Annotated in this window: 25 protein-coding genes and 1 pseudogene; 7 read left to right on the top strand and 19 right to left on the bottom strand. The window is 65.5% G+C overall.

Annotated features, from left to right (window positions below; all coding sequences use genetic code 11):
- Positions 1-447 precede the first annotated feature (447 nt).
- The gene (locus tag JQ633_RS31075) at positions 448-915 is read right to left on the bottom strand and encodes a carboxymuconolactone decarboxylase family protein (RefSeq protein ID WP_211989347.1); all 468 of its coding nucleotides are present in this window, start codon (positions 913-915) and stop codon (positions 448-450) included.
- Positions 912-1,331 carry a cupin domain-containing protein gene (locus tag JQ633_RS31080; RefSeq protein WP_211989446.1) on the bottom strand — a complete coding sequence of 140 codons (420 nt, stop codon included), beginning with the start codon at positions 1,329-1,331 and terminating at the stop codon, positions 912-914. Before JQ633_RS31080 ends, JQ633_RS31075 begins: the two co-directional genes overlap by 4 nt.
- A gap of 89 nt (positions 1,332-1,420) precedes the next feature.
- Between JQ633_RS31080 and JQ633_RS31085 the strand changes: the two genes are divergently transcribed.
- On the top strand, positions 1,421-2,863 hold the full coding sequence (locus JQ633_RS31085) for a PLP-dependent aminotransferase family protein (protein ID WP_211989351.1): 1,443 nt from the start codon (positions 1,421-1,423) through the stop codon (positions 2,861-2,863).
- A 102-nt stretch (positions 2,864-2,965) separates the two neighbouring features.
- On the opposite strand, the gene JQ633_RS31090 is transcribed toward JQ633_RS31085, so the two are convergent.
- The gene (locus tag JQ633_RS31090) at positions 2,966-3,790 is read right to left on the bottom strand and encodes an SDR family NAD(P)-dependent oxidoreductase (RefSeq protein ID WP_211989352.1); all 825 of its coding nucleotides are present in this window, start codon (positions 3,788-3,790) and stop codon (positions 2,966-2,968) included.
- Positions 3,791-4,154: 364 nt separating this feature from the next.
- Here JQ633_RS31090 and JQ633_RS31095 point away from each other — a divergent pair, with 364 nt between their 5' ends.
- Positions 4,155-4,448 carry a hypothetical protein gene (locus JQ633_RS31095; protein WP_249159768.1) on the top strand — a complete coding sequence of 98 codons (294 nt, stop codon included), beginning with the start codon at positions 4,155-4,157 and terminating at the stop codon, positions 4,446-4,448.
- A 181-nt stretch (positions 4,449-4,629) separates the two neighbouring features.
- Positions 4,630-5,265, top strand: coding sequence for a TerC family protein (locus JQ633_RS31100; RefSeq protein WP_211989358.1), 636 nt, complete (start codon positions 4,630-4,632; stop codon positions 5,263-5,265).
- A 59-nt stretch (positions 5,266-5,324) separates the two neighbouring features.
- Here the strand turns inward: JQ633_RS31100 and JQ633_RS31105 are convergent, their stop codons facing one another.
- The 4 genes from JQ633_RS31105 to JQ633_RS31120 form a co-directional block, all read right to left on the bottom strand.
- Positions 5,325-6,071 (bottom strand): RraA family protein, encoded by a 747-nt coding sequence (locus JQ633_RS31105; protein ID WP_249159769.1) that lies wholly within the window; start codon positions 6,069-6,071, stop codon positions 5,325-5,327.
- 211 nt (positions 6,072-6,282) lie between these two features.
- Entirely contained in the window at positions 6,283-7,158 is an 876-nt protein-coding gene (pssA, locus tag JQ633_RS31110; protein ID WP_211989448.1) for a CDP-diacylglycerol--serine O-phosphatidyltransferase, read from the bottom strand.
- A gap of 79 nt (positions 7,159-7,237) precedes the next feature.
- On the bottom strand, positions 7,238-8,005 hold the full coding sequence (locus tag JQ633_RS31115) for a phosphatidylserine decarboxylase (RefSeq protein ID WP_349631634.1): 768 nt from the start codon (positions 8,003-8,005) through the stop codon (positions 7,238-7,240).
- Complete coding sequence (locus JQ633_RS31120; RefSeq protein ID WP_211989365.1) at positions 7,992-9,980, bottom strand: ABCB family ABC transporter ATP-binding protein/permease; 1,989 nt, start codon at positions 9,978-9,980, stop codon at positions 7,992-7,994. The genes JQ633_RS31115 and JQ633_RS31120 overlap by 14 nt, the downstream gene beginning before the upstream one ends.
- 213 nt (positions 9,981-10,193) lie before the next feature.
- Here JQ633_RS31120 and JQ633_RS31125 point away from each other — a divergent pair, with 213 nt between their 5' ends.
- The gene (locus tag JQ633_RS31125; RefSeq protein WP_211989368.1) at positions 10,194-10,799 is read left to right on the top strand and encodes a TIGR00730 family Rossman fold protein; all 606 of its coding nucleotides are present in this window, start codon (positions 10,194-10,196) and stop codon (positions 10,797-10,799) included.
- A 287-nt stretch (positions 10,800-11,086) separates the two neighbouring features.
- Here the strand turns inward: JQ633_RS31125 and JQ633_RS31130 are convergent, their stop codons facing one another.
- The 4 genes from JQ633_RS31130 to cysS form a co-directional block, all read right to left on the bottom strand.
- Complete coding sequence (locus JQ633_RS31130) at positions 11,087-11,464, bottom strand: VOC family protein (RefSeq protein WP_211989369.1); 378 nt, start codon at positions 11,462-11,464, stop codon at positions 11,087-11,089.
- A 111-nt stretch (positions 11,465-11,575) separates the two neighbouring features.
- Positions 11,576-13,174 carry a citramalate synthase gene (gene cimA, locus JQ633_RS31135; RefSeq protein ID WP_211989370.1) on the bottom strand — a complete coding sequence of 533 codons (1,599 nt, stop codon included), beginning with the start codon at positions 13,172-13,174 and terminating at the stop codon, positions 11,576-11,578.
- On the bottom strand, positions 13,171-13,683 hold the full coding sequence (locus tag JQ633_RS31140; protein WP_211989379.1) for a GNAT family N-acetyltransferase: 513 nt from the start codon (positions 13,681-13,683) through the stop codon (positions 13,171-13,173). The genes cimA and JQ633_RS31140 overlap by 4 nt, the downstream gene beginning before the upstream one ends.
- Positions 13,680-15,080, bottom strand: a complete 1,401-nt coding sequence (cysS, locus tag JQ633_RS31145; protein ID WP_211989381.1) for a cysteine--tRNA ligase — start codon at positions 15,078-15,080, stop codon at positions 13,680-13,682. The genes JQ633_RS31140 and cysS overlap by 4 nt, the downstream gene beginning before the upstream one ends.
- 293 nt (positions 15,081-15,373) lie before the next feature.
- Between cysS and JQ633_RS31150 the strand changes: the two genes are divergently transcribed.
- Positions 15,374-15,682, top strand: coding sequence for a hypothetical protein (locus JQ633_RS31150; protein ID WP_211989383.1), 309 nt, complete (start codon positions 15,374-15,376; stop codon positions 15,680-15,682).
- A gap of 4 nt (positions 15,683-15,686) precedes the next feature.
- On the opposite strand, the gene JQ633_RS31155 is transcribed toward JQ633_RS31150, so the two are convergent.
- Complete coding sequence (locus JQ633_RS31155) at positions 15,687-17,819, bottom strand: hypothetical protein (RefSeq protein ID WP_211989385.1); 2,133 nt, start codon at positions 17,817-17,819, stop codon at positions 15,687-15,689.
- A 346-nt stretch (positions 17,820-18,165) separates the two neighbouring features.
- Between JQ633_RS31155 and JQ633_RS31160 the strand changes: the two genes are divergently transcribed.
- A complete protein-coding gene (locus tag JQ633_RS31160) occupies positions 18,166-19,338 on the top strand; it encodes a DUF2865 domain-containing protein (protein ID WP_211989387.1) in 1,173 nt (390 codons plus the stop codon).
- Positions 19,339-19,347: 9 nt separating this feature from the next.
- Here the strand turns inward: JQ633_RS31160 and JQ633_RS31165 are convergent, their stop codons facing one another.
- From JQ633_RS31165 to JQ633_RS31180, 4 genes are all read right to left on the bottom strand, one after another.
- The gene (locus tag JQ633_RS31165; RefSeq protein ID WP_211989389.1) at positions 19,348-21,099 is read right to left on the bottom strand and encodes an NAD+ synthase; all 1,752 of its coding nucleotides are present in this window, start codon (positions 21,097-21,099) and stop codon (positions 19,348-19,350) included.
- Positions 21,100-21,183: 84 nt separating this feature from the next.
- Positions 21,184-21,612, bottom strand: coding sequence for an FAD-binding oxidoreductase (locus JQ633_RS31170; protein ID WP_211989392.1), 429 nt, complete (start codon positions 21,610-21,612; stop codon positions 21,184-21,186).
- Positions 21,613-21,628: 16 nt separating this feature from the next.
- On the bottom strand, positions 21,629-21,982 hold the full coding sequence (locus JQ633_RS31175) for a diacylglycerol kinase (RefSeq protein WP_211989393.1): 354 nt from the start codon (positions 21,980-21,982) through the stop codon (positions 21,629-21,631).
- Between the two features lie 15 nt (positions 21,983-21,997).
- Positions 21,998-23,386, bottom strand: a complete 1,389-nt coding sequence (locus JQ633_RS31180) for a class II 3-deoxy-7-phosphoheptulonate synthase (protein WP_211989395.1) — start codon at positions 23,384-23,386, stop codon at positions 21,998-22,000.
- 151 nt (positions 23,387-23,537) lie between these two features.
- On the opposite strand from JQ633_RS31180, the gene JQ633_RS31185 reads away from it, so the two are divergent.
- Positions 23,538-24,443, top strand: coding sequence for an alpha/beta hydrolase family protein (locus JQ633_RS31185; RefSeq protein ID WP_211989397.1), 906 nt, complete (start codon positions 23,538-23,540; stop codon positions 24,441-24,443).
- A gap of 558 nt (positions 24,444-25,001) precedes the next feature.
- Here the strand turns inward: JQ633_RS31185 and JQ633_RS31190 are convergent.
- From JQ633_RS31190 to JQ633_RS31200, 3 genes and pseudogenes are all read right to left on the bottom strand, one after another.
- Entirely contained in the window at positions 25,002-25,355 is a 354-nt protein-coding gene (locus JQ633_RS31190; protein WP_211989399.1) for a cupin domain-containing protein, read from the bottom strand.
- 95 nt (positions 25,356-25,450) lie between these two features.
- The gene (locus JQ633_RS31195; RefSeq protein ID WP_211989401.1) at positions 25,451-25,639 is read right to left on the bottom strand and encodes a DUF2934 domain-containing protein; all 189 of its coding nucleotides are present in this window, start codon (positions 25,637-25,639) and stop codon (positions 25,451-25,453) included.
- A 387-nt stretch (positions 25,640-26,026) separates the two neighbouring features.
- A pseudogene (locus JQ633_RS31200) lies at positions 26,027-26,371 on the bottom strand (glutathione-disulfide reductase); the annotation flags it as partial.

Genomic DNA, 26,371 nt, shown 5'->3' on the forward strand with positions numbered 1-26,371 from the left:
CGCGTATGCCGCTTCGACTCCGTCCGAATGATCAATCGCGGAGAGAAGTACCTGCAAAAAAATGATCGAACGCCTTTGCATACTAATTCCCCTCGATTTGCCGCAGATGGCTGCGAACGCAAAGTTGAGGGCTCAACGAAAACGTAATGAATAAAAAATCGATGCCGAGCCTTACCTATGGAACTTTCAAGTAAGAGAGCGAGAAAGTTCAAGGTAAATTGCTAAGAAGCAGTACCCCGTTCGGATGAGGCGCTTCGCCCCACATCGGTTTCGACAGCACGATAGCGATGTCGACCTGCACGTGTGCGCACGGCACCAGCCTGCAACTCACAGCGCGCTGACAGAGATTGCAAGGCATTCGTTCCAGGCCCGCGGCCGATACGAGCGGAGCCCGGCTCGATGAAAAGCCAGGCTCCCGGATTCCAGGATGTCTGTCGCGGTGCCAGATCAGGCCGCGGCGTCGTGCTCCACCACGGCCTGCGGCGGATTGCGGAAGCCGATCGCGATCCGGTTGTAGGTGTTCATCAGGCCGATCGCGATGGTCAGGTCGACCAGCTGCTTCTCGCTGAACACCTCGCGCGCCGCCGCGTAGTCCTCGTCCGGGATCGCGGTCTCGGCGACGCGGGTGACGGTTTCGGCCCAAGCCAGCGCCGCGCGCTCCTCGGCGTCGAACAGCGCTTCGGCTTCGCGCCAGACCTGCAGCAGCGCGAGCTTCTCGGTCTTGACGCCCTTCTTCAGCAGGTCGCGCGTGTGCATATCGAGACAGTAGGCGCAGCCGTTGATCTGCGAGATGCGCAGATAGATCAGCTCGATCAGCTTCGCCGACAGGCCGCTCTGGGTGACGTAGCCGTAGACACCGCCCAGCGCCTTGATGCCCGCGGGGGCGATCTTGTTGTAATCGATACGCATGCTCATTGTTTGTGGCCTTCGTGGTCGTAGGTAGTCAGCGCCTTTTCGTCGCTGTCGGCGATGAACACCGCCAGAATTTTCGCCGGCTCGGTTGCGCTCAGATTTCGCGCCTGCACGTGATGCGCACCCGGCGGTTCGAAGAAGCTGTCGCCAACCCGATAGGTCCGTGCAGGCTCGCCCTCCAGCTGGCTCTCGATCGCACCCGAGAGGATGTAGACATAGAGAAACGCGGATTTGGCGTGATGGTGCGGCAGCGACGTCGCGCCCGGCGGAAAAGTGACCTCGGCGGAGACCAGCGATTTTCCAGGGATGTTCGGTATGACGTGCTCGAATTTCGGCGCCACCGTCTCGGGGGATTTCTGTGCAAGCGCGGGGGTCGCAAATGCGACGCTGGCCAGCAGCACCGTAAGTAACGTTTTCATCTGATCGCCTCCGTTGATAGGCGATAGATGCGGGCGCGCAGGGCCAAAAAGTAGCACCAAGAACGCACCGAATTGGTGTACCACGGGCCATGCCAAGCCCGCTTCCCATCGCGCTCGACCGCTCGGCCCGGACGCCGCTCTCCGAGCAGATCCGCAAGGCGATCGCGGCGGCAATCGACAATGGCGTGCTGGTGCCGGGTGCAAGGCTGCCGTCGTGGATCGATCTCGCGGCGCAGCTCGGCGTCGCGCGCGGCACGGTGCGGGCGGCCTACGACAAGCTGCAGGATGCCGAGCGCATCGTGTCGTCGCGGGCGAACGGGACCACCGTCGCCGCGCGGGCGCGGAAGGTCGTCAAGCCCGACACGCCGGTCATTCCAGGATCGGCCGTGAAGATGTTCAGGGATCTCAGCGGCCAGGGCTCCTTCCGGATGGGCGTCCCCGCGCAGGATTGCATTCCGGCCAAGCTGCTGGCGCGGATCCGCGCCCGCGCGGTTCGGGCGGAATTGAGCGCGGTGACCCGCTACACCGATCCGCGCGGCGAAGAGGAGCTGCGCCGCGAGATCGCGGCGCATCTGGCGATCGCGCGCGGGATTGAATGCTCGCCGTCGCAGATCGTCATCGCGTCGGGCTTCACCGGCGGGTTCGGCCTCGCGCTGCATGTGCTCGGTCTCGAAGGCCGCCGCGTCTGGACGGAGGACCCGGGCTTTCCCATGACGCGCAGGGGCCTCGAACTGGCGCGGCTCGAGCCGGTCCCGATCCCCGTCGACGCCGGCGGCATCGATGTCGAGCATGGGCTGCGGCACGCGCCCGACGCGGCGCTGGCCGTGGTGACGCCGGGACAGCAGGCGCCGCTCGGTCCGCCGCTGTCACCCGAGCGCCGCAGGCTCCTGCTCGATTGGGCCGCGCAAAGCGGCGGCTGGATCATCGAGGATGACTACCTCGGCGAATTGCAGCTCGACGGCCGCGCCGCGCCTGCGCTTGCGTCGCTCGACCGCGCGGGGCGCGTGATCCATATCGGCTCGTTCAGCAAGACGATCTCGCCGACGCTGCGGCTCGGCTTCCTCGTCGCGCCCGAACCGCTCGCGGCACGGTTCGCCGATATGGCGACCTGCCTTGCGCCGGCCCCCGGACCGTCGGTGCAGCTTTCGATCGCGGAGTTCATGCGCGAAGGCCACTACATCCGTCATCTCCGGCGCACCAAGCGGGCTTATTGCGACAGCCGCGATGCGCTGACGGCAGCGCTACGCAGCTGGAGCAACGACGTGCAGGTCGCCGGCCTTGCCGTGCTGCTGACGCTGCCGGACAAGACCGACGATGTCGAGATCGCGCGGCAGGTGCTCGCGCACGGGCTGGCACCCGCCCCGCTCTCGCCCTGGTATGCCTCGCCGAAGCGCGCGCAACCCGGCCTGCTGCTCGGCATTGCGACAGTGCCCGATCGCGGCGTCGCGGCCGCGTGCAAGCGGCTGTTCGAAGTGATCCGCGGCCCTGCCGCGCAGCCGACGCGCCGCCTCGCAAAGCGCGCAAATCCATAGGGTGGGCAAAGGAGCGCAAGCGACGTGCCCACCATCGCGAGCACGCCGCGGATGGTGGGCACGGCGCAAGCGCGCCTTTGCCCACCCTACGATCCTGCAATTTCAGCCCGACAACCCCGTCAGCTTCAGGCTCAGCGCGCGCAGCCGCTGCCGCGCCTCCGCATCGTAGGCCTGTGCGTTGGCGCGGGTCTCGCGCTTGCCGTCGAAGAATAGCCCGCTGCGATCGGCGACGTCCTCGCCTTGTACCAGGCGCAGGATGGCATCGCCGCCCTGTTCCACCGTCGACATCGGCGTGGCGCCGCTGGCGCGCACCATCGTGGTGTTCATGTAGGTCGCCAGATGCAGCGCGTTGACGGTGACGCCCGATCCCGCCAGCGTCTCGGCGAGATCGATGGTGAACATGATCTGCGACAGCTTGCTCTGCCCGTAGGCGCGGCCGCCGCTGTAGTTCCTGGTGATCATGACGTCGTCGAAATCGATCGTGTGCTGGCCGATCGAGGCGACGTTGACGATGCGCGCCGGCGTGGACGCCTTGAGCCGCGGCAACAGCAGATGCGCCAGCAGGAAGCCGGCGAGATAGTTCACCGCAAAGCGCAGCTCATGGCCGTCCTTGCTGGTCTGCCGGGCCGGGCCTTCGTTCTGCGAGCCGATGCCGGCATTGCTGACGAGGACATCGAGCCGCTCCTGGTCGTCGAGCACCAGCTGGGCGAATTCGCGCACCTCGGCGAGCGAGGACAGGTCGGCCTGATAGAACATCGGCTCGCGGCCGCTGACCCGCTTGATCTCGTCGGCCAGCGTCTGCGCCCGCTTGGTGTCGCGGCCATGGATCAGCACCCGCGCGCCGCTCGATGCCAGCTTCATCGCGACATAGCGACCGACGCCATCGGTGGAACCGGTGATCAGGACCGTCTTGCCTTCCATGTTCATTGGATTGTCCCTCGGGCTGTTCTGCGGCGTCGCCGGCAAAGATAAAGGCGCGCGCCGGGCTTTGCCATGGGATGCCAGCGCGGCTGGTTCCACGAAAAGGCGCGTAGGATGGGGTGAGCGAAGCGAAACCCATCATCTTGAACCACCCGCGACTCGATGCGTTTCGCTGCGCTTTACCCATCCTACGCCCCGCCATCCGGCGTGCAGCTTTGTCGCGCGGCTTGCGGTCGCGCGTCGCCGCGCCGCGCGTCAGCATGGATGCGTTCTGATATCGTCGCACCGAACGACGGAACCAGGATTCGGAATGCATTCAACCATTCCAGACAGGATCTTGCGGAGAGCTCCCTCGCTGGAGCCCTTCGGCATGCTGCTGTTGTTCGGCGTGCTGACCGCACTGCCGATCATCCTGACCGTGCGTCTGGTTGAGCCCGCACTCGTCCTGCCCGCGCTCAGCCTGCTGTTGTTCGTGCAGGCGGCCCTTGCCGCGATCGTTGCCCGTGTGATCCACACGCGGACCGGCGCGGCGGGGCTTAATCTGTGGGATTTTGCCGGCGCATTCACCTTCATGGGATGCGCAGCGGCGATCCTCGGCGAGCCGGACCAGGCGGCGCTGTTCTTCGAGGAACAGGCCGCGCTTCGTCCGGTGTCGCGACCGTAAATCCCAGGCCGGGCCCCTCTGGCAGCCACAAGCTGCGATGTCGGACTGGAACGCAAGTTGGAGTGGCCCTGCTCGACCCGCGGCGCATGATCTGCGCCGCGGCGGATTTGCCGTCGCTTGACGGCAACAACCCATTTCGTCGAAGTGGATCCACTCCCCCGACAACCAGGGGAGCCGACCCATGTCAGAACTATTCTCGCCCGACCTATTCTCGCTCGATGCCCTCAGCGCGTTGCTGCAGGTCGTCGTCATCGACCTCGTACTTGCAGGCGACAACGCCGTCGTCATCGGCCTCGCCGCCGCCGGATTGCCGGAGAAGCAACGCACCAAGGCGATCCTGATCGGGATCGGCGCCGCCACCCTGCTGCGCATCGTGTTCGCCGTGGTCGCGACCCAGCTGCTGCTGATCGTCGGCCTGTTGCTCGCCGGCGGCATCCTGCTGCTGTGGGTGTGCTGGAAGATGTGGCGCGAGCTGCGCGCCTCCGAACACGCGACTACCGCCGAGCTCGGCGCCGATGGCGCTCCGGTGCCGCGCAAGACGCTGATGCAGGCCGCGACGCAGATCATCGTCGCCGACGTCTCGATGTCGCTCGACAACGTGCTGGCGGTTGCAGGTGCCGCGCGCGAGCAGCCGATCATCCTGGTGTTCGGCCTCGTGCTCTCGATCGCGATGATGGGCGCGGCCGCATCGTTCATCGCCAACCTGCTGCAGAAGCACCGCTGGATCGCCTATGTCGGCCTCGCGGTGATCCTCTACGTCGCCATCGACATGACGGTACGCGGCATCGCCGATGTCGCCAAGGTCGCGCCGGTTTGATGGTTGAAACGCAAACGGCGGGCCAGCGGCCCGCCGTTTCGTAATTCAATGCGGCGCGGTCAGTGGATCTCCGACGAACGCTTCAGCGCGTCCTTCAGCTTCTCGAGCGAGAAATCCTTGCTGCGCGCGATGTCGAGGATCGGCGTCTCGCGGCGGCCGCACAGCTCGGCGGCCTCGGGCAGCTTGGCCGCCAGTTCATACGGGATCACGATCGCGCCGTGGCTGTCGGCATGGATCAGGTCGTCGGAGCGCACCGTCATGCCGGCGACCCGGACCTCGCCGCCAAAACTCTCGGCATGCACCCAGGCATGCGACGGGCCGATCGAGCCGGCCAGCGCCTGGAAGCCCGGCGCCCATTGCGGGATGTCGCGGATCGAGCCGTCGGTGATGACGCCGAGGCAGCCGAGCGCCTTATGCACGGCGCTCTGTACTTCGCCCCAGAATGCGCCGTAGCCGACGTCGGGACCGTCGATGTCCTGGATCACCGAAATCCGCGGGCCGAAGCCGGTGCCGACATATTCGTAGTACTCGATGCGGCGCTTCGACTGCTCCTCGGCCGACAGGCCGGACTTCAGCACCGAGCGGATCGCGACCGTGCGGGCATAGCCGACGATCGGCGGCAGGGTCGGAAACGGGCAGACCAGCGGCTTCACGGTGTAGCCGATCAGGCGGCGCTCCGGCGCCACGATTTCCATCGCGTTGCAGATCGTCGGCGTGTCGTAGCGCCCGAGCGCCTCGAGGACGGAGGCAGGAAGCGGGGCGGAAGCGGATGTCGTCACGGCGTTTCTCTCCTGATTTTTTGGCATTCGCGGGCCGGTCTGAGCCTCTTAGCCGAGATCGGGCGCGAACCCAACCGAGGCAGGCGAATGGCTGATATTTGGGAGAGCTAACTCAAATCTATCACCCGTCACCCTGAGGTACGAGCGGAGCGAGCCTCGAAGGGTCGACGGCCCGACTGTGGCCGTGCATCCTTCGAGGCTCGCAAGCGCTCGCACCTCAGGATAACGGGTCAGGCGGTCAGTTCAGCCGCGCCGGACGGTTGTCCTGGTCCGCACTGGTGGGCGACGCCGTGTAGCTCGGCGCCGGGTCCGGCACAGGCCCGCTCGCAGCGGCGGTCTGCGCGGCGAGCTCGCGCTCGTGGTCGCGATAGGTCTTCCAGCCCCAGGGCAGACTGACCAGATAGGCCACCGTGCCGGCCGAGAGGATGTACCAGGGATAGCCGATCAACAGCGCGACGAAGACCACGACGGCGACGAACACCGGGAGCACCATCTCCGGCGGCACCCGCATCTTCACCGTCTTGCCGGAGAACACCGGCAGCCGCGACACCATCAGAAAGGCGATCAGGAGCGTATAGAATGCGGTCAACGTTGCCGGCGGCATCGGCACGCCGAGGAACGCGAGATAGACCGGCAGCAGCACGGTGATCGCGCCGGCCGGCGCCGGCACGCCGGTGAAGTAGTTGGCGGCGAAGGCCGGCTTGTTCGGATCGTCGATCGAAGCGTTGAAACGCGCAAGGCGCAGACCGCCCGAGATCGCGAACACCATCGCGGCGATCCAGCCGCCATTGTTCAGCTCATGCAGCTGCCAGAAATACAGGATCAGGCCCGGCGCGACGCCGAAATTGACGAAGTCGGCAAGGCTGTCGAGCTCGGCGCCGAATTTCGACTGGCCCTTGATCATGCGGGCGACGCGGCCGTCGATGCCGTCGAGGATCGCGGCGAACACGATCGCGGCGACCGCGAGCTCCATCCGCCCCTCGGTCGAGAGCCGGATCGCGGTGAGGCCGGCGCAGATCGCCAGCAGCGTGATCATGTTGGGCACGAGCATGCGCACCGGGATCGGGCGGAACCGGCGGCGGCGATACTCGGGCGAATTGGGATCTGACGGCATCATGGTGAAACAATATAGCAAGCGTGGCCGCGCTCCGCCATTGCAGGCGGAACCGGCTGATAGGGCTGCCGAAACAGAGTTAATCGGCGCGGAACGTGCGGCCCGGATCGGTCTCGCGGAAATCCACCAGGATGGTTTCGCCGGCGACCGCGGTCTGGCCTTCGGAGACCAGCGCCTTTGTCCCCTCCGGAAGATAGACGTCGAGCCGCGAGCCAAACCGGATCAGGCCGAAGCGCTCGCCGGCGCCGATCGACTGCCCTTCCTTGACGAAGCAGACGATGCGCCGTGCCACGAGACCCGCGATCTGGACCACGCCGATGCGGCCGTTCGCCGTCGAGATCACCAGCGAGTTGCGCTCATTGTCCTCGCTCGCTTTGTCGAGCTCGGCATTGATGAAGGCGCCGGGCCGGTAGGCAATGCGATCGATGCGGCCGGCGATCGGGGCGCGGTTCACGTGGCAGTTGAACACGCTCATGAAGATCGAAACCCGCGGCAGCGGCCGGTCACCGAGCCCGAGCTCGGCCGGCGGCAGTGCCTGCACCACCATGGAGACGCGGCCATCGGCCGGCGACACCAGGATGCCGTCACGCACCGGCGTCACGCGCACCGGATCGCGGAAGAACAGCGCGCACCAGATGGTCAGCACGGTGCCGATCCAGCCGAGCGGGGTCCAGATCCAGAACAGGATCAGGCTCGCCAGCGCGAAGCCGCCGATGAAGGGATAGCCCTCCGGGTGGATCGGCGGGATCTGCGCGCGGATGGAATTGGCGATCGACATCTGATCTCGCTGTGCTGCCCTGCCCCTCGGGCGGAGGATCGGCGCCCTAAATCGACTATTCCGCGGCACTCGGCAAGGGCTTCTCGCCCGCGGCGGGGGCGGAATCCTCCGCCAGGTCGGCAACCGCCGGCGGCAGGCGATTCGGCGTCTCGCCCTTGTCGTCGACCTGGGCGAGCTTTTCGCGGGCCGCCTCGGCCTCGCGCTGCCGGTTCCACATGCTGGCATAGAGGCCGCCGGCGGCCAAAAGCCGCGCATGGGTGCCGCGCTCGGCGATCCGGCCCTGGTCGAGCACGATGATCTCGTCGGCGCCGACGATGGTCGAGAGCCGGTGCGCGATCACCAGCGAGGTGCGGTTGCGCGAGACTCGCTCCAGCGCGCCCTGGATCTCGTGCTCGGTATGGCTGTCCAGCGCCGAGGTCGCCTCATCCAACACCAGGATCGGCGGCGCCTTCAGCACCGTGCGCGCGATCGCGACGCGCTGCTTCTCACCGCCCGACAGCTTCAGGCCGCGCTCGCCGACCGGGGTCTCGTAGCCCTGCGGCGACATCCGGATGAAGCCGTCGATCTGCGCCAGCCGCGCCGCCTCCTCTACCTCCGCGTCGCTGGCGCCCCAGCGGCCGTAGCGGATGTTGTAGCGGATGGTGTCGTTGAACAGCACGGTGTCCTGCGGCACCATACCGATCGCCGCGCGCAGCGAGGTCTGCGTCACCGACCTGATGTCCTGCCCGTCGATCAGGATCCGGCCGCCGGAGACATCGTAGAGGCGGAACAGCAGCCGCGAGATGGTCGACTTGCCGGCGCCGGACGGGCCGACGATCGCGACCGTCTTGCCGGCCGGTACCTCGAAGCTGAGGCCCTTCAGGATCGGGCGATCCGGCTCATAGGCGAAGCGGACATCCTCGAAGCGAACGCTGCCGGACGATACCGCGAGCGGCCTGGCGCTCGGAATGTCCTTCACTTCGGGATCGCGCTCGAGCACTTCGAACATCTTCTCGATGTCGATGATCGCCTGCTTGATCTCGCGATAGACCATGCCCATGAAGTTCAGCGGCTGGTAGAGCTGGATCATCATCGAATTGATCAGCACGAAGTCGCCGATCGTATGGGTGCCGCTCCGGATGCCGAACGCGCACATCACCATTGTCGCGGTGAGGCCCGCGGTGAAGATCACCGCCTGCCCGGTGTTGAGCAGCGCAAGCGAGGTGTAGGTCTTCACGCTGGCCTGCTCGTAGCGCTCCATCGAACGGTCGTAGCGCTTGGCCTCGCGTTCCTCGGCGCCGAAATATTTCACCGTCTCGTAGTTGAGCAGCGAGTCGATCGCCTTGGTGTTCGCCTCGGTGTCGGAATCGTTCATCTTGCGGCGGATTTCGATCCGCCACTCGGTTGCGATGTAGGTGAAGTACATGAACACGACGACGGTGAGCAGCACCGCCAGCACGTAGCGCCAGTCGAACTGCCACAGCAGCACGGCCGAGAGCAGCGCGACCTCGACGATGGTCGGGATCAGCTGCAGGATCACCATCCGCACGATGGTCTCGATGCCGGTGCGGCCGCGCTCCAGCACGCGGGTCAGACCGCCGGTCTTGCGCTCCAGATGAAAGCGCAGCGACAATTCGTGCATGTGCACGAAGGTGATGTAGGCGAGCCGCCGGACCGCGTGCATGGCGACGCGGGCGAAGATGCCGTCGCGCCATTGCGTCAACACCGCCATGATGACGCGCACCGCGCCGTAGCTGATCGTCATCAGCACCGGCGATGCGATCAGCCAGACCATCCAGTTCGATGGCGCGACCGGCGCCGAGCCGACGCCGTTCAGCGCGTCGATCGCCCATTTGAAGGTGAACGGCACCGACAGCGTCGCGAGCTTCGCGAACAGCAGCAGCACAACCGACCAGACCACCCGCATCTTCAGATCGTCGCGATCGCCCGGCCAGATGTAGGGCCAGAGGTGCACGAGAGTGCCGATCAGCGTCGCCTTTTCGGCGGTGGACGGCATGGCAGCGGCCGGCTCGACCGCCGGCACGTGAGGCTGCGGCGGCGCCATCAGCGGCCCGCCCGCATCGTGACGGCACGTCGGCCCGCCGTCACATCTTTTCCATGATTTGCCATTGTGCCCGTCATATAGATCGTTTGATTGCGGCGTACAGGCTTGTGATGAAAATTGTTCGCGATTCGCGGGAATTTACGGGATTTTTTGCCCCTCAATCCCCATATGCTGGTCTTGACCCTGTTTACGCTGCAGTGCCACAAGGATCGTATGAACCAAATCAAGACTGTCTGTGTCTATTGCGGCTCCGGCCCCGGGAACAATCCACGCTTCGTTGAGGCTGCCATCGCACTCGGCAAGAGCTTTGCCGAGAACAACGTGCGGCTGGTCTATGGTGGCGGCTCGATCGGCCTGATGGGCGCGGTCGCGAAATCCACGCTCGAGCATGGCGGCCTGGTCACCGGGATCATCCCGGAGTTTCTGCGTGCGCGCGAGAATGCGCTGACGTCGGTGCAGGAGATGGTCGTCACGCCCGACATGCACGAGCGCAAGCGGCTGATGTTCGAGCGCTCGGACGCGTTCGTCGCGCTTCCCGGCGGCGTCGGCACGCTGGAGGAGCTGGTCGAGCAATTGACCTGGCAGCAGCTCGGCCGTCACCACAAGCCGATCCTGCTCGCCAACATCGACAATTTCTGGGAGCCGCTGCTGTCGCTGCTGAACCACATGCGCGCCACCTCCTTCATCCGCCCGACCCTCGACGTCAACGTGCTGATGGCCGACCGCGTCGACGACATCCTGCCGCGGCTGCGCTCGGCGGTGGCACGCACGCCGGAGGCCGCCAAGGAGCTCGCGCCGGAAGTGGCGCGGCGGCTGTAGGCGCTCGGAGTTTCGTAGCCCGGATGCAGCGCAGCGCAATCCGGGGCACTCCATCCGCCCGGGGACTCCCCGGATTACGCTTCGCTTCATCCGGGCTACGAACCTGAGGGCCACTAACCCATCCCCGTCATCCTGAGGTGCGAGCCTCTTCGGCGAGCCTCGAAGGATGAATCGGCCACCAGTCGGGCCGTGCATCCTTCGAGGCTCGCAAGGGCTCGCACCTCCAGCGACAAAGGCAAAGCCTTTGCGCGGGAATGACGGATAACGATGAGTGGTCATCGAAAGATTCACTCGCTCGGAAACGTCACGGCCTCGATGCGGTTACCGTCGGGATCGAGGACGAAGGCGGCGTAGTAGCGCACGCGGTCGTGCGGGCGCAGGCCCGGCGCACCATCGGAGCTGCCGCCTGAGGCGAGCGCTGCGGCATGGAAGGCATCGACCTCGGCGGTGGTTTTCGCGCGCAGGCAGATATGTGTGCCGCTTTCGTGCGGCACCCGCCCCATCGCGGCACGCAGATTGATCCAGAACTCCGGATAGGCCTTGCCGAAGCCGATCGTCGCCGGGCGCGTGACGAGGCGGGTCAGGCCGAGCGCGGCCAGCGCCGGCTCATAAAACCGCGCCGCGCGGTCGAGATCACTGATACCGACGGAGACGTGGTCGATCATGGCTCCCCCTCTCCCGCACCTGTAGCCCGGATGAGCGAAGCGACATCCGGGGCAAGTGGTCCCGCATGTCGCTACCGCTCATGCGGGCTACATATCTACGCGTTCAACGCCTCAGGCCGACGCGCCGGACCTCACCAGCTTGTAGAACACCGAATCCATCAGCGCCTGGAACGAGGCGTCGATGATGTTCGGCGAAACGCCGACCGTGGTCCAGCTCTCGCCGGTCTCGTCCGCGCTCTCGATCAAGACGCGCGTGACCGCCTCGGTGCCGCCATTGAGGATACGCACGCGGTAGTCGATCAGCTTCAGGCCCTCGATGTACTTCTGGTACTTGCCGAGATCCTTGCGCAGCGCGACGTCGAGCGCGTTGACCGGGCCGTTGCCTTCGGCGGCCGAGATCAGCCGTTCGCCGTCGACATCGACCTTCACCACCGCGAGCGCCACCGTGACGCGCTGGCCGTTGGCGTTGTAGCGCTGCTCGACATTGACGTCGAACTGCTCGACCTTGAAATATTCCGGCACTTTGCCCAGCGTGCGCCGCGCCAGCAGCTCGAACGATGCGTTGGCCGACTCATAGGCAAAGCCTGCGGCCTCGCGCTCCTTCAACTCCTCGACCAGGCGCGTCAGCCGAGGATCGGCCTTTTCATAGGCGATGCCGGCGCGGTCGAGCTCGGCCATCACGTTGGAGCGGCCGGCCTGGTCCGAGACCAGCACCTTGCGGTGATTGCCGACGGCATCGGGCGAGACGTGCTCATAGGTCTGCGGATCCTTCAGCACCGCGGAGGCATGGATGCCGGTCTTGGTGACGAAGGCGCTCTCGCCGACGTAAGCGGCGTGGCGGTTGGGCGCGCGGTTCAGCATGTCGTCGAGCGTACGCGACACCTTCATCAGGGTCGCCATCTTCTCGGCGGTGACGCCGATCTCGAACTTGTCGGAGAATTCATTCTTCAGCCGCAGCGTCGGGATCAGCGAGCACAGATTGGCGTTGCCACAGCGTTCGCCGAGGCCGTTGAGCGTGCCCTGGATCTGCCGCGCGCCGGCGCGCACCGCGGCGAGCGAGTTGGCCACCGCCTGCTCGGTGTCGTTATGGGCGTGGATGCCGAGATTGGCGCCCGGCACTTGCTTGATGACGTCGGCGACGATGGTCTCGACCTCGTACGGCATGGTGCCGCCGTTGGTGTCGCACAGCACCACCCAGCGCGCGCCTGAATCATAGGCCGCCCTGGCACAGGCGAGCGCGTAGTCGCGGTTCTCCTTGTAGCCGTCGAAGAAATGCTCGCAGTCGACCATCACCTCGCGGCCCAGCGCTTTCGCGGCGGCGACGCTGTCGCGGATCGAGGCGAGGTTCTCCTCGTTGGTCGTCTCCAGCGCGACGCGGACCTGGTAGGCCGAGGATTTCGCCACGAAGCAGATCGCATCCGCCTTGGCTTCGAGGATGCCGGCAAGGCCAGGATCGTTCGAGGCCGAGCGGCCGGGCCGCCGCGTCATGCCGAAGGCGGTGAAGCGCGCGTGACCGAACGCGGGCTTCTTGCTGAAGAACTCGCTGTCGGTCGGGTTGGCGCCGGGATAGCCGCCCTCGACATAGTCGATGCCGAGCTCGTCGAGCATCCTGGCGATCACCTGCTTGTCCTGCAGCGTGAAATCGACGCCGTTGGTCTGCGCGCCGTCGCGCAGCGTGGTATCGAACAGATAGAGGCGTTCGCGGCTCATGCGTGGCCTCCCGGAGGTGAAGGCGCCGTGCCGTCGAGCGTCTTCTGCATCGTGGTGTTGGCGAGCCATTCGCCGTTGATGGTGACCGAATTGCGCTGCTGCGCGACGTAGCCGCGCTTGCGGAAGAAATCGAGCGCGGTGTCGCTGGCATCGACCTTCAGCAATTTAGCGCCGCGGGCGCCGGCGATCTTCTCCAGCGCCTCGCACAGCGCGGCACCGACACCCTGCCCCACCGCGCTCGGATGCACGTAGAGCATGTCGATGTGGTCGGTGCCCTTCAGCGAGGCGAAGCCGACCGGCGCGCCCTGCAGCGAGGCGATCAGCGTGAGCTGGCCGGCGAGCTTCTTGCCGAACGCGGCCTCGTCCTCGGCGGCCATCGCCCAGGCTTCCTGCTGCGCCTCGCTGTAGTCATCGCCGGTCAGGTCGGTGATCGACGCCGCGAAGATCGCCGCCAGCAGCGGCGCATCGTCGGGCAGATAGGGACGCAGCGCGGGGGCGGAACGGCTCATCGCGCAACCTCCCAGGTGGTGCCTTCCTTGGAGTCCTTGATGACCACGCCCATCGCGGCGAGCTGGTCGCGGATGCGATCGGACTCCTTGAAGTCCTTGCGGGCCCGCGCTGCGGTGCGGTCGGCGATCAGCGCCTCGACGGCGGCTGCATCGACGCCGCTCGCCTGCTGCTTGCGGCTTTTCCAGGCATCGGCGCTCTCCGACAGGAATCCGAGCAGCCGGAGCGAGCCGGCCAGTTCCCTGCGGCTCTCCTCGCTGCTTGCAGCCGCGCCGCGCAGGCTGTGCAGAACGGCCATGGCCTGCGCGGTGTTGAGGTCATCGTACAGCGCCTCGACCACGGCCGGCGACGGCGGGCCGGGTTCGGCGTCCGCCGCGGCCGCATACCAATCGTCGAGCGTTCTGGCGGCCTCTTCCGCCGCCTTGCGCGTCCAGTCGAGCGGCGAGCGATAATGCGTCTTCAGCATCGCGAGCCGCAGCACCTCGCCCGGCCATTCGGCCAGGAGATCGCGGATCGTGAAGAAGTTGCCGAGCGACTTCGACATCTTCTCGCTCTCGAACTGCAGGAAGCCGTTGTGCATCCAGACATTGGCCATCCGATCGGAGTGGAACGCGCAGCAGCTCTGCGCGAGCTCGTTCTCATGGTGCGGGAACACCAGGTCGATGCCGCCGCCATGGATGTCGAACTTTTCGCCGAGATGCTTCCAGGCCATCGCCGAGCACTCGATGTGCCAGCCGGGCCGGCCCTCGACCGCGATGCCGGCCGGCGACGGCCACGACGGCTCGCCCGGCTTCGAAGGCTTCCACAGCACGAAGTCGGTGTTGTCGCGCTTGTAGGGCGCGACGTCGACGCGGGCGCCGGCGATCATCTCGTCGAGCGAGCGCTTCGACAGGGCGCCGTAGCGCGGCAGCACCGAATTGGCGGCATTCATCGCCTGCGGCGAGAACAGCACGTGGTCCTCGGCGACGTAAGCGAAGCCGCCGGCGATCAGCTTCTCGATGATCGCGCGCATCTCCGGGATGTGCTCGGTGGCGCGCGGCTGCACGGTCGGCGGCAAGCAGCCGAGCGCTGAGACGTCGTCCTGGTACTGCTGATAGGTCAGCTCGGTGACCTTGCGGATCGCCTCGTTGAGCGGCACGCCGGGATAGTCCCGCGCCGCGCGGACGTTGATCTTGTCATCGACGTCGGTGATGTTGCGGACATAGGTCACGTGGTCCGCGCCATAGCGATGGCGCAGCACGCGGAACAGCACGTCGAACACGATCGCGGCGCGGCCGTTGCCGATATGGGCGAAGTCATAGACCGTCGGTCCGCAGGCATACATGCCGACGTTGTTGGCATCGAGCGGCACGAACGGCCGCTTCTCCCGGGTCAACGTATCGTAAAGGCGCAAATCCATGGATACTCGTCCCTTGCGGCCGGGCGTCCAATGATCTCATGTCGATTGAGAAAAGACGGCCTCAGCCAGCGAATCGCTAGCTAATAATCTCGCGGCAAATGCTGCAGATGGCGAGGTGACCGTTCATGGTTCCACCTCTCTCATGGCCCTTTGGTGCCGTCAAGGGGCTGTTTTCGGGCCTTTCGCAACCACCAGCGTGCGAAAATCACTCCAAGGCCTTCATGGTTAATCATTATTAAGCAATTGGGCGTATCCGGTGGCCGCGATCTTCTCGCCTTTTTTCATGGTGCACCATGCGGTCCATTTCAGCATTGATTGCCTGCACGTTCCTCTTCAGTCCCGCGGCTGCTCTGGCCGACAGCCGGGTCTTCATCATCGCCAACCAGGCCGACGGCTACGGCATCGACCAGTGCCTGGCCCGCGGCGACAAATGCGGCGCCTCCGCCGCCCGCGCCTACTGCCAGTCGCGCGAATTCGCCCAGGCCACCAACTACCGCCGTGTCGATCCCGATGAGATCACCGGCGCGGTTCCGCACCCGGCGAACCAGAAATGCCACGGCAGCAGCTGCGCTGAATACGTCGCCATCACCTGCCAGCGCTGACGATCTACTCGGGCTCCGCGATCCCGAGAAAGATCACCACGCCGTCACCGCCGGGATTGTCGGCCACATCAACGACGGCCGACGGCTTCCAGTTGTTCATGCACCAGAGATTCCCGGCACCGTCGATATTGGTCGACGTCAGCCGCATGATCGGCTGAAAGCACTTCATGCGAACCGGTTCGGGTTTGCCGTCGTGCATGGCCGGCCTGGTCTGCGTGCCGTAGAGCGGATGACCGTTGGCCAGCATGACTTCCGAACCACCGGTCGGGACCGTCATCAATTGCGCCGATGATGGATTGGACGGATCGCGCAGCATCGTCACGCCGAACGGCGCCTGCAGGTCCAGCGTGCCGTCGCGGACGGAGCCGGCATCATGGCCGAAATTGGCAAGGAAGACGGTGCCTTTGCCGTCGATCTTCACGCCCCATGGCGCATGGGTGTTGGTGTCGTAGTAGCCCTTGAATTCGAGCTCGCTGCTCAGCACCGTCGCCCGGCTGCTGGCAACACCGACCACCACCACATCGCCGTCGGCGTTGATCGTGAGCTGGCGGAGCGACTCGAAGCCCACCTGCCCGTTGATCGGACTGGCGTAGTCGCTGTACCAGCTGTGCTTCACCACGAGCTTGCGGCCTTCCAGCGCCACCTTGTAGACGGCTGAGAGCGCGCACTTGTCCCGATCCTGCCGATCATAGTTGCCGATGCAGGACACGTAGGCATTGCCCCGGTTGTCGGGCACGACATCGAATATCTTCAGATAAGGCGTCCGCAGCGGGATCGGCTCCGCGTCGGCCGATCGCTTGACCGGAAATTCGTCGCGAATGACCATGTTCTCGACGGTCGGCTCGCCGTTCAGATAGACCACGACGGCGCTCGGTTCGCTCTTGAAAGGATAGACACCTGTCGGCGCCGGCGCGAACGGATCCTGGCAGCCGACGGACGCCATCCAGAGATTGCCCGACGCATCGTAATTCATGCCCTGCACACGCGAGAGACCCGGCGTGTAGCCATTGGACGGACTGACCGGCTTGCCATCCTTGTAGTGAAAGCGGGAGATGCCGCCTTCCTGCGGATTCTCGAGCTCTGGCCCCCAGCCGAAGTTTCCGAACGAGATGTATTGCCTGCTCGGATCGATTGCCGCGCCGAAGCCGACGCCCAGCAACCCGCCGCCTTGCACCGGCGAAAAGCTCGCAGGCGTGGCGTCGTATCGGTAGACGAGACAGTGCGTTCCGGAGAAGGCGGAGCCTGCCCTGAAATTGTTGGCGACCCACGCGTTGTCGTCGGCATCGAACACGACGAAGGCCGTGCCGCTGGGGATGAAATTCCTCGCGCCCGAAGAATTGCTCTTCAACGTCAGCGTCCACTGGTCCGGGGCCTTCTTGTCGTCATCCACCCTCATGGACGTCAGTGAGTGCGGGTAAACCTCCTCCCTGCCGACCAGCATCCGGTAGATGTTACGGGCATTGGTGAAAGGGTCGTGCAGCATGTTCCGCACCGCGCCCAGGAAGCTGGTGTTGGGACGCCCCTTCTCATGCCAGGCGTAATCGAGAAACTGGTCGTAGAACGGCTTGCCCCTGTCGGTCGCAGGATTGGCGAGGCAATAGTAGAACAGGTTACACAGCGAGTTGAACATCGGGTAACTGTTGGTCTCGAAGCCGTTGGGCGATTGCCGGATCATGTCGGCGACGCCACCTTCGGTCTGGTAGATGTTCTGCTTCATGCCATAGGCGATCTTCATGTTGCGCGCAGACCCGCGCATGGTGACGAGACCGTCATCGCGGACATCGCTCATGCGCGCAAACGCGTAGATCGATGCAATCGATGATTCAGGACAGACGCTGACTCGATCGACGTCCGGCAAATGAAAGGTCGCCAGCAGGCTGATCGGCCGATCTCCACCCGAGCGATGAACGCCGCCGATCACGTAGTCGTGGATGAACACAGTGATCGCGAAATACTCGCATGCGCCTTCTGCGAGTTCGACGTTGAAGGCATTGCCCTGGAACGCGGTCCTGTGAACTGCGGCGCCGAGATGGCCGTCGACGATACCCAGGATCTCATAGGCGCCGGCGGTGACGACGACGTTCCTGACGTCGACAGCAAACCGAATTGTTCTTGTAGTCGTTTTGTTTGCGGACATGGCGGCATGCGCAGACAGTTACTGGTTTCACATGAATATCCTAACATCCAGAACGTGCAATATTGTGAAACCCGACAGCTCGACCATTTCGCGGTTCCCCGTCGGCGACCGCCGCCACCGGACGATCGGCGTGGTTCCATGCGCCCGCGGGCACTACCCGGGAAATTGATTGCGGTGCGGGCACGGCCAGCGCCGAATTCGCGCCAAGCGGCTGTCAAACCGGGCCTTTTGCCACATCAGCGCCCCGGAAACGACGTGACGCTGCCTCCAGAAAAGGCTATTGCAGGCCGCCTTGGCCGCGCGTTTCGGCGTTGATCGCCCCGCGGCGTCGTTTAAATGGCTGGATATGCCCAACACTCCCTATGTTCGTCGCTGCTTGCTGCTTTTGACCTGCGCCGTGCTTGCCGGCATGGCACTGCCCGGCTCGAGCGCGCTGGCGCAGCAGCAGATGAACCCGCCGGGCCCGCCGCCGCAGCAGCAGGCCCAGCCTAATCCGATGTGCAGCCGGCTCGAGGGACAGTTGGCTATGATCGACCGCGGCGGCGGCAGCGGCGATCCGGCCAAGGATGAGCAGATCCGCCGCTATCAGGATGCCGCGTCAAGGCAGCAGGCAGAGCTCGACCGCGTGACCGCGCAGGCGCGCCGGATGGGCTGCGACAGTTCCGGCTTCTTCTCACTGTTCAACAACAGTTCGGCGCAGTGCGGCCCGGTCAACAACCAGATCCAGCAGATGCGCGCCAATCTCGACCAGATGACCCAGAATCTGGAGCGGCTGCGCTCCGGCGGGCTCGGCGGCGCCGATCGCGAGGGCCAGCGCCGCTCGGTGCTGACCGCGCTGGCCCAGAACAATTGCGGCCCGCAATACGCGGCCGCCGCGAACCGTGGCTCGGGCAATTTCCTCGAGAACCTGTTCGGCGGCGGCGGTGGTGGCAATCCCGACCAGCAGCTGCCCCCGCCCAGCGCCGAGTATGGCGCGCCGTCGGGCACCTTCCGCACAGTCTGCGTCCGCACCTGCGACGGCGCCTACTTCCCGGTCTCGTTCGCCACCTCGCAGGCGCGTTTCGCCGCCGACGAACAGGTCTGCAAGGCGCAGTGCCCGGCCGCTGAGGCCAGCCTGTTCACCTATCGCAACCCCGGTGAGGACATCAACCAAGCGGTCTCGATCGGCGGGCAGAGCTACACCTCGTTGCCGAACGCGTTCAAGTACCGCACCGAGTTCAATCCGTCGTGCTCGTGCAAGCCGGCCGGCCAGAGCTGGGCGGAAGCGCTGAAGGCCGTCGACGACAAGGCGTCGGTCGAGCAGCAGGGTGACATCATCGTCACCGAGGAAAGCGCAAAGAAGATGCAGCAGCGCGGGCAGCAGCCACAGGCGACCAAGCCCGTCGCCGGCAAGAAGGGCGCGGCCCCCACGGCCCAGCAGCCCGCTGCGGCCGATGCGACACCGCCGACGGCGCCGACCGCACCGCGCGGCGACGGAATCCGTACCGTCGGGCCGACATTCATTCCGCCCAAGAACTAATCCGAGGAACTAGCCCTCGAACGCATCCGCAGATGCGCGGCTGCCGCGCGTCACCAGCTTCTCGTCGGGCGCCGGCAAGGCCTTGCCGAAATCGCGGAAGCGGTTGGTGATGGGATAACGGCGGTCGCGGCCGAAATTCTTGCGGGTGACCTTGACGCCCGGCGCGGCTTGGCGGCGCTTGTATTCGGCGATGTTGAGCAGCCGGTCGATCCGGGTCACGACGTCGCGGTCGAAGCCGGCCGCGATGATGTCGGCCAGCGGCTCCTCGCGCTCGACCAGCCGTTCGAGGATCGCATCCAGCACCTCATAGGGCGGCAGCGAGTCCTGGTCGGTCTGGTTCTCGCGCAACTCGGCAGTCGGCGGCCGCGTGATGATGTTGACCGGGATCACCTCGCCCGACGGCCCCAGCGCGCCGTCCGGCTTCCATGAATTGCGCAGGCTCGACAGGCGGAACACTTCGGTCTTGTAGATGTCCTTGATCGGGTTGAAGCCGCCGTTCATGTCGCCATAGAGCGTGGCGTAGCCGACCGACATCTCCGACTTGTTGCCGGTCGTCACCACCATGGCGCCGGTCTTGTTGGAGATCGCCATCAGCAGGGTGCCGCGGGCGCGCGCCTGCAAATTCTCTTCCGTGATGTCGCGCTCCAGCCCGGCGAACACGGGCGCCAGAATCTTCTCGAACCCGTTCACGGCGTCGGCGATCGGCAGTACCTCGTAGCGAATGCCGAGCGCGGCCGCGAGTTTTGCCGCATCGTCGAGTGAGACCTGCGCGGTGTAGCGGAACGGCAGCATCACGCCGCGCACCTTGTCCGCGCCGAGCGCATCGACCGCGATCGCGGCGCACAGCGCCGAGTCGATGCCGCCGGAGATGCCGAGCAGCACGCCGGGAAAGCCGTTCTTGCGGACATAGTCGCGCAGGCCGAGCACGCAGGCCGCATAGTCGGCCTTGTCGCCCTCGAGCTGCGGCGCCACCGGCCCCGAACAGCGCCAGCCGTCCACGGTCTTGCGCCACACCAGCGTGGTGATGTTCTCCTCGAACGCCGGCAGCTGCGCTGCGACCGAAAGATCGGCGTTCAGCACGAACGAGCCGCCGTCGAAGATCAATTCGTCCTGGCCGCCGACCTCGTTGAGATAGGCGAGCGGCAGCCCGCTCTCGGTGACGCGCGCCACCGCGATCGACAGCCGCAGATCGGCCTTGTCGCGGGCGTAGGGCGAGCCGTTCGGCACCACGAGGATTTCCGCGCCGGTCTCCGCGAGGCACTCGACGACGTTCTCGTAGTCTTCCGACTCTTCCAGCCAGATGTCCTCGCAAATCGGCACGCCGATGCGTACGCCGCGCACCGTCACCGGTCCCGGCGCCGGACCGCGCGCGAACAGGCGTTTCTCGTCGAACACGCCGTAATTCGGCAAATTGGCCTTGAAGCGCAGCGCGGCGATGCGGCCGCCGTCGAGCAGCGCGCAGGCATTGTAGAGCTTGTCGTCCTCGACCCAGGGCGTGCCGATCAGCATCGCCGGGCCGCCGTCGGCGGTTTCGCGCGCCAGCTGCTCGATCTCGGCCCGGCAAGCCGACTGGAACGCCGGCTTCAGCACCAAATCTTCCGGCGGATAGCCGGCGATGAACAGTTCCGGCAACACCACGAGATCGGCACCGTCTGCCTTCGCTCGCTCGCGCGCGGCGCGCGCCTTCGCGGCGTTGCCGGTGACGTCGCCGACCGTCGGATTGAGTTGCGCCAGGGTGATCTTGATCTGTTGTTCGCTCATACTCTTATGTTGTCCCTCGCAACCGCAAACTTCAATCACCGTTCCGGTCATGGTGCGATTGCAGAAATCGCCCCCCGAAAGCGGTCAGGGGGCGAGCTCTGCCCTCACCTCACCGAGCAGCGCCATGGCGCCCAGCCGTCCCAATTCGTCCGAACATTTCGCGCTCTTGCCGTAGCAGCCGAATGCGACAGTGACGCGCTCCGAAAGCGGTCCGATGCTGGGCAGGCCGGTGTCGCCAAACGTCGTCATGCAGGGCACGACACGACGCTCTTCGAATGTGAGGTCGCGAATGCGGTCGAGGATCTGCGTCTGAAGCCCGTCGGCAACCGCGCTCGATCCGCCCGATTTGAACCAGTCCTTGATCTCCGTCTCGCCTTCGAGCGCGACATCGACCGGCTCACCGGGTCCGATCAGTGCGACATCATGGCCCATCCTGTGCAGATGCCGCGCCGCCGCCGAGCCGATCAATCCGCGCCCGATCACCGCCAGTTTGGTCGCTTGGTTGGCGCTCACGACCGGCTCCTGCACCTCAGAACACGCCGATGCGCTCGGCGAGGGCAAACAGCCAGAACAGGCCGGCCATCAGCAGCGCGACGCCGACCGCGGCCGAGCCCATGTCCTTGACCCGCCCGATCTGCGGGTCGTGATCCATGGTCAGGCGATCAGCGAGTTTCTCGATCGCGGTGTTGAGCAGCTCGACCACCAGCACCAGCACGACGGTCGCGATCAGCTCGACGCGGCGCATCACGGTGGCGCCGACCAGCCAGGCCAGCGGCACCGAGAGCACCAGCGCCACGATCTCCTCGCGGATCGCCTGCTCCGAGCGGATGGCGAACGCCAACCCGTTGCGCGAGTTGATGGTGGCCCGCCACAGTCTCAGCAAGTCACAGCCCCCAAATCACAGCCCCGCGGCGGCCGGCATCGGTTTGGCCTTGCCGGCGCGCTCTTGCTTGAGCAGCTCGGCGATCAGGAAAGCCATGTCGATCGACTGTTCGGCATTGAGGCGCGGGTCGCAGACCGTGTGGTAGCGGTCGTTGAGATCCTCGTCGGTGATGGCGCGGGCGCCGCCGATGCACTCGGTGACGTCCTGCCCGGTCATCTCCAGATGCACGCCGCCAGCATGGGTGCCTTCGGCGGCATGGACGGCGAAGAACGACTTCACCTCCGACAGCACGCGGTCGAACGGCCGCGTCTTGTAGCCCGAGGTCGAGGTGATGGTGTTGCCGTGCATCGGATCGCACGACCACACTACGCTGCGCCCTTCCCGCTGCACGGCGCGGATCATGCCGGGCAGATGGTCGCCGACCTTGTCGGCGCCGAAGCGGCTGATCAGCGTCAGCCGGCCCGGTTCATTGTCAGGGCTCAGCACATCGATCAGCTTGAGCAACTCGTCCGGCTTCAACGACGGGCCGCATTTCAGGCCGATCGGGTTCTTGATGCCGCGGAAATATTCGACATGGCCGTGGTCGAGCTGACGGGTGCGGTCGCCGATCCAGATCATGTGGCCGGAGGTCGCGTACCAGTCGCCGGTGGTGGAATCGACCCGCGTCATCGCCTGCTCGTAGCCGAGCAGCAGCGCCTCGTGGCTGGTGTAGAAATCGGTGGCGCGCAGCTCGGGATGGCTCTCGAGATCGAGGCCGCAGGCGCGCATGAAGTTCAGCGCATCCGAAATGCGGTCGGCGAGCTCCTTGTAGCGGCGGGACTGCGGCGAGTCCTTCAGGAAGCCGAGCATCCACTGATGCACGCTGCCGAGATTGGCGAAGCCGCCGGTGGCGAAGGCGCGCAGCAGGTTCAGCGTCGCGGCCGACTGGCGATAGGCCATCAGCTGGCGCTGCGGATCGGGGATGCGCGCTTCCGGCGTGAAGGCGATGTCGTTGACGATGTCGCCGCGATAGCTCGGCAGCTCGACGCCGTCCTGCTTCTCGGTCGGCGACGAGCGCGGCTTGGCGAACTGGCCGGCGATGCGGCCGACCTTCACCACCGGCAGCGCGCCGGCATAGGTCAGCACGACGGCCATCTGCAGCAGCACGCGGAAGAAGTCGCGGATGTTGTTGGCGCCGTGCTCGGCAAAGCTCTCGGCGCAGTCGCCGCCCTGCAGCAGGAACGCCTCGCCGGCGGCGACCCGTCCGAGCGACCGCTTCAGGCTGCGCGCCTCGCCGGCGAATACCAGCGGCGGAAAGGTCGCGAGCTGGGCCTCGACATCGGCCAATGCCTTGGCATCGGGATAGTCGGGGACCTGCAGCACCGGCTTGGCGCGCCAGCTATCGGGTGTCCACCGCTCGGACATAACGTCAACTCCTGAGCAAAAACCGCAACTTATCGACGGATGAGGAAAGGCCCGCGTTATACACAGCCGCCCCCTCTCCCGCTAGAAGGATTCCTGCAATCCCGTCAATCTCTTGCAGGAAAATGCGAATTCGCATTTGGTAGACCATAGCATGGATGCAGGGGGAAATGCCGTGGCCGGGGCCGCGCTGGACGACGTTTTTAGCGACGATATCGTCGTGCCCGCGATCGACGGCTACAAGCTCGGCGCGACGCTGTTCCTGCCCCGCGACACCAAGCGCCGCGCTGTCCTGATCAACTCGGCCACCGCCGTCCCCCGCAAGGTCTATCGCGGCTTTGCCGGCTACCTCGCCCGCCGCGGCGCTGCGGTGCTGACCTACGACTATCGCGGCACCGGAGACTCCAGACCGAAGGCCAAATCGCTGGCCGGCTTCGAGGCCGATATGGCCGATTGGGCCGCGCTCGACGTCACCGCAACCGTGAGGTGGATGCGCGAGCGCTACCGCGACCTGCCGTTCGCCTATGTCGGCCATTCCTTCGGCGGCCAGGCGCTCGGGCTGATCGTCAACAATGCGGAGATCCCCCGCGCCCTGCTGGTCGCCTCGCAGGCCGCCACCTGGAAGCTGATGGCCTCGCCCGAGCGCTACCGCGTCGTGGCCCTGATGAACGGCATCGGCCTGCCGCTGACCCGCGTGCTCGGCTACATGCCCGCCTGGGCCGGCCTCGGCATGGACCTGCCGAAGGGTGTGTTCGAGCAATGGACCGGCTGGGTGATGCGCGAGCGCTATCTGCTCGACGATGAGGCACTCGCGGCACGGGCGAATTTTCCGAATTTCAAGGGCAAGCTCCGCGCGCTCGTGATGACCGACGACACCTGGGCGACGCGGCCTGCGGTCGAACTGCTGTGCTCGGCGTTCACCTCGGTGACGCCGGAGATCATCTCGATCCGCCCCGAGGATGCCGGCGCGAAAGCGATCGGCCATCTCGGCTTCTTCCGCAGCGAGCACCGCGACACGCTGTGGCGCGGCGCTGCGGAGTGGCTCGAAGCGGACGGGTGAACCTCCGCTGTCGTCCCTGCGAAAGACAGTGACGACAGCGAGTTTGTGTCACATCACCCGCCACACAACGCGTGTCATCGCCCGGCTCGGCCGGGTGATCCGGCATTCCAGAGGCAGTCATTGTTGAGCCGAGAAGCCGCGGCGTACTGGATCGCCCGGTCGAGCCGGGCGATGACAGTGGTGGATGGAGATCACACCACCTTGCGCGCAGGACGACAGCGAGTTTGTGGCACATCGCTCGCCATACAACGCGGTGTCATCACCCGGCTCGACCGGATGATCCAGTATTCCAGAGGCAGTCATTGTTGAGCCGAGAAGCGGCGGCGTACTGGATCGCCCGGTCGAGCCGGGCGATGACAGTGGTGGATGGTCTCACACCACCTTGCGCGCGCGAGCGACGACAGTGAGGTCGTGGCACATCGCTCGCCATACAACGCGGTGTCATCACCCGGCTCGACCGGGGTGATCCAGTATTCCAGAGGCAGTCATTATTGAGCCGAGAAGCCGCGGCGTACTGGATCGTCCGGTCGAGCCGGGCGATGACAGTGGCGGATGGTCTCACACCACCTTGCGCGGCGCGGCGGTGGCGGCATCGCCGGTGTTCGGGGTGCCGGTCGGCTCGATCAGCAGCAGATGCACCTCTTCGCGCGCGACGGGGCGGTGTTCGACGCCCTTCGGCACGATGTACATCTGCCCTTCCCGCAGCGTCACGGTGCGATCGCGCAGCTCGATGTCGAGCACGCCCTTCAGCACCAGGAAGAAATCGTCGGTGTCGTCGTGCTTGTGCCAGACGAACTCGCCTTCGACCTTCACGACCATGACGTCGCAGGCATTGAATTGCGCGACGGTGCGCGGTGACCAGTGATCGAAGAATGTCGACAGTTTTTGTGAAAGATCGATTGCGTCAGTCATCGTGCCCCGAGTTCAGGCCGCAGGCGCAGGTTGGGTGGAGTGAGGCGAAACCGGCGGCGAGAACGACGGGTTCGTTTCGCTCCACCCATCCTGCGTTATTGATACGTGGTCGGCTTGCGGTGCCCGTTGATGTCACAGGGCGCCTCGCCGTTGCCCGCCCTCCGCGCCAGCAGCTCCTTTTCGGCCTGGTACCAAAGCTGGTCCATGGCGCCGGGCGGCTCGCCGGCGTCCTTCCACAATTCGTAAGCGCGGGTACGGATTTCCTGCTCGGTAGGTCCTGGCATGGGCAGCTCCCTCAATCCGAGAATATCGAAGTATTTGTCAGGTCGAACTTCCGGGCAAGCCCAAGGTTCCAAAAACGCGAAGGCCATTGCAATAGCTGGCGAATTACGCGCACAGCCGAGCCAAGAGGCTGTCCGGCGGGAACCAGATTCGATTCACATAGCTAAATGCGGCGGACCCGACGCGCCGACACGATGCGGCATGCGCCTGCATCACATGAACAACGTGGAATTCGCCTTCGTGAGCATCGCGGCGGCGTGCTCCATGGTGCTGATCTTCAGCATCGGGGCGCTGTTGCTGAGGTGACGGCCGGTCGCAAGCCTTCCTGCGGATCTTCGTGCAGAGCCTGAGCCTATCGCCGCGCGCAACGGCGTACAGCCATATGGCCCCTACTCCGCCGCCTGCCGCACGTGGCGCGCGGTCGGAGTGCGCATCGTCACCAGCTCTTCCGACGCAGTCGGATGCAGCGCGAAAGTGGCGTCGAAATCGGCCTTGGTCGCCTTCATCTTGACGGCGATCGCGACCGCCTGGGTGATCTCGGCGGCGCAGTCGCCGACGATGTGGCAGCCGAGCACGCGGTCGCTCACGCCGTCGACCACGAGCTTCATCAGCACGCGGGTGTCGCGGCCGGACATCGTCGCCTTGATCGGGCGGAAGTCGGTCTTGTAGATGTCGACGTGGGAAAACTGCGCCCGCGCCTCCTCCTCCGTGAGACCGACGGTGCCGATCTCGGG

The sequence above is a fragment of the Bradyrhizobium tropiciagri genome (genome assembly GCF_018130505.1).
GTDB classification, from domain to species: domain Bacteria; phylum Pseudomonadota; class Alphaproteobacteria; order Rhizobiales; family Xanthobacteraceae; genus Bradyrhizobium; species Bradyrhizobium tropiciagri_B.

Excerpts from the sequence above, each read along its gene's own strand:
- JQ633_RS31130 (WP_211989369.1), bottom strand. The coding sequence starts at position 11,464 with ATGATCGACCACGTCTCCGTCGGTATCAGTGATCTCGACCGCGCGGCG.
- JQ633_RS31190 (WP_211989399.1), bottom strand. The coding sequence starts at position 25,355 with ATGACTGACGCAATCGATCTTTCACAAAAACTGTCGACATTCTTCGAT.
- JQ633_RS31160 (WP_211989387.1), top strand. The coding sequence starts at position 18,166 with ATGCCCAACACTCCCTATGTTCGTCGCTGCTTGCTGCTTTTGACCTGC.
- JQ633_RS31125 (WP_211989368.1), top strand. The coding sequence starts at position 10,194 with ATGAACCAAATCAAGACTGTCTGTGTCTATTGCGGCTCCGGCCCCGGG.
- JQ633_RS31075 (WP_211989347.1), bottom strand. The coding sequence starts at position 915 with ATGAGCATGCGTATCGATTACAACAAGATCGCCCCCGCGGGCATCAAG.
- cysS (WP_211989381.1), bottom strand. The coding sequence starts at position 15,080 with ATGGATTTGCGCCTTTACGATACGTTGACCCGGGAGAAGCGGCCGTTC.
- JQ633_RS31090 (WP_211989352.1), bottom strand. The coding sequence starts at position 3,790 with ATGAACATGGAAGGCAAGACGGTCCTGATCACCGGTTCCACCGATGGC.
- JQ633_RS31180 (WP_211989395.1), bottom strand. The coding sequence starts at position 23,386 with ATGTCCGAGCGGTGGACACCCGATAGCTGGCGCGCCAAGCCGGTGCTG.
- JQ633_RS31195 (WP_211989401.1), bottom strand. The coding sequence starts at position 25,639 with ATGCCAGGACCTACCGAGCAGGAAATCCGTACCCGCGCTTACGAATTG.
- JQ633_RS31140 (WP_211989379.1), bottom strand. The coding sequence starts at position 13,683 with ATGAGCCGTTCCGCCCCCGCGCTGCGTCCCTATCTGCCCGACGATGCG.
- JQ633_RS31120 (WP_211989365.1), bottom strand. The coding sequence starts at position 9,980 with ATGGCGCCGCCGCAGCCTCACGTGCCGGCGGTCGAGCCGGCCGCTGCC.
- JQ633_RS31150 (WP_211989383.1), top strand. The coding sequence starts at position 15,374 with ATGCGGTCCATTTCAGCATTGATTGCCTGCACGTTCCTCTTCAGTCCC.
- pssA (WP_211989448.1), bottom strand. The coding sequence starts at position 7,158 with ATGCCGTCAGATCCCAATTCGCCCGAGTATCGCCGCCGCCGGTTCCGC.
- JQ633_RS31155 (WP_211989385.1), bottom strand. The coding sequence starts at position 17,819 with ATGTCCGCAAACAAAACGACTACAAGAACAATTCGGTTTGCTGTCGAC.
- JQ633_RS31165 (WP_211989389.1), bottom strand. The coding sequence starts at position 21,099 with ATGAGCGAACAACAGATCAAGATCACCCTGGCGCAACTCAATCCGACG.
- JQ633_RS31095 (WP_249159768.1), top strand. The coding sequence starts at position 4,155 with ATGCTGCTGTTGTTCGGCGTGCTGACCGCACTGCCGATCATCCTGACC.
- JQ633_RS31105 (WP_249159769.1), bottom strand. The coding sequence starts at position 6,071 with ATGCCAAAAAATCAGGAGAGAAACGCCGTGACGACATCCGCTTCCGCC.
- JQ633_RS31085 (WP_211989351.1), top strand. The coding sequence starts at position 1,421 with ATGCCAAGCCCGCTTCCCATCGCGCTCGACCGCTCGGCCCGGACGCCG.
- JQ633_RS31185 (WP_211989397.1), top strand. The coding sequence starts at position 23,538 with ATGGATGCAGGGGGAAATGCCGTGGCCGGGGCCGCGCTGGACGACGTT.
- JQ633_RS31080 (WP_211989446.1), bottom strand. The coding sequence starts at position 1,331 with ATGAAAACGTTACTTACGGTGCTGCTGGCCAGCGTCGCATTTGCGACC.
- JQ633_RS31100 (WP_211989358.1), top strand. The coding sequence starts at position 4,630 with ATGTCAGAACTATTCTCGCCCGACCTATTCTCGCTCGATGCCCTCAGC.
- cimA (WP_211989370.1), bottom strand. The coding sequence starts at position 13,174 with ATGAGCCGCGAACGCCTCTATCTGTTCGATACCACGCTGCGCGACGGC.